General features: G+C 44.8%; 5 tRNA genes. All 5 read left to right on the forward strand.

Going from position 1 to position 647, the window contains the following annotated elements:
- Nucleotides 1–19 precede the first annotated feature (19 nt).
- The 5 genes from ACYQ3D_RS12620 (at nucleotide 20) to ACYQ3D_RS12640 (ending at nucleotide 580) form a co-directional block, all read left to right on the forward strand.
- Nucleotides 20–104, forward strand: a tRNA-Leu gene (locus ACYQ3D_RS12620).
- Nucleotides 105–113: 9 nt separating this feature from the next.
- Nucleotides 114–190: transfer RNA gene (locus ACYQ3D_RS12625), tRNA-Gly, on the forward strand.
- Nucleotides 191–196: 6 nt separating this feature from the next.
- A tRNA-Arg gene (locus ACYQ3D_RS12630) sits at nucleotides 197–273 on the forward strand.
- Nucleotides 274–397: 124 nt separating this feature from the next.
- Nucleotides 398–474: transfer RNA gene (locus tag ACYQ3D_RS12635), tRNA-His, on the forward strand.
- A 30-nt stretch (nucleotides 475–504) separates the two neighbouring features.
- A tRNA-Glu gene (locus ACYQ3D_RS12640) sits at nucleotides 505–580 on the forward strand.
- Nucleotides 581–647 lie beyond the last annotated feature (67 nt).

Below are 647 nucleotides of genomic sequence, written 5' to 3' on the forward strand. Positions count from 1 at the left end.
GTCTTATCTTTAATATTGAGCGAAGGTGGTGGAACTGGCAGACACGCTAGACTTAGGATCTAGTGCCGCAAGGCGTGTGGGTTCGACTCCCACCCTTCGCACCATATAATTATGCGGGAGTAGCTCAGTTGGCTAGAGCACCAGCCTTCCAAGCTGGGTGTCGCCGGTTCGAGTCCGGTTTCCCGCTCCAAGTTATGTGCTTGTAGCTCAGTTGGACAGAGCAACGGCCTTCTAAGCCGTGGGCCGGGGGTTCGAATCCTCCCAAGCACGCCATATCAATTAATTTATAATGAAAAGTTGAGAATTGATAATTGGAAATCAAGATCAGAATAGATTATTATTAGATCTTGAATTCAACTGTAAATTGTCCATTATTAATTGTCAATTAAATACTGTGGTGGATGTAGCTCAGTTGGTTAGAGCGCAGGATTGTGGCTCCTGAGGCCGTGGGTTCAACTCCCATCATCCACCCCAATTGTATTGTGTGTGGATTAAACTAGCTAGGCCCCCATCGTCTAGCGGCCTAGGATACTGGGTTTTCATCTCAGCGGCAGGGGTTCGAATCCCCTTGGGGGTACCAATAAACTTACAATAAAGTTAAGAAATTACTTCTTACTATAAAATATTAAGAGGAAAAATTAATTATC

This window comes from Halanaerobaculum tunisiense (assembly GCF_054657635.1).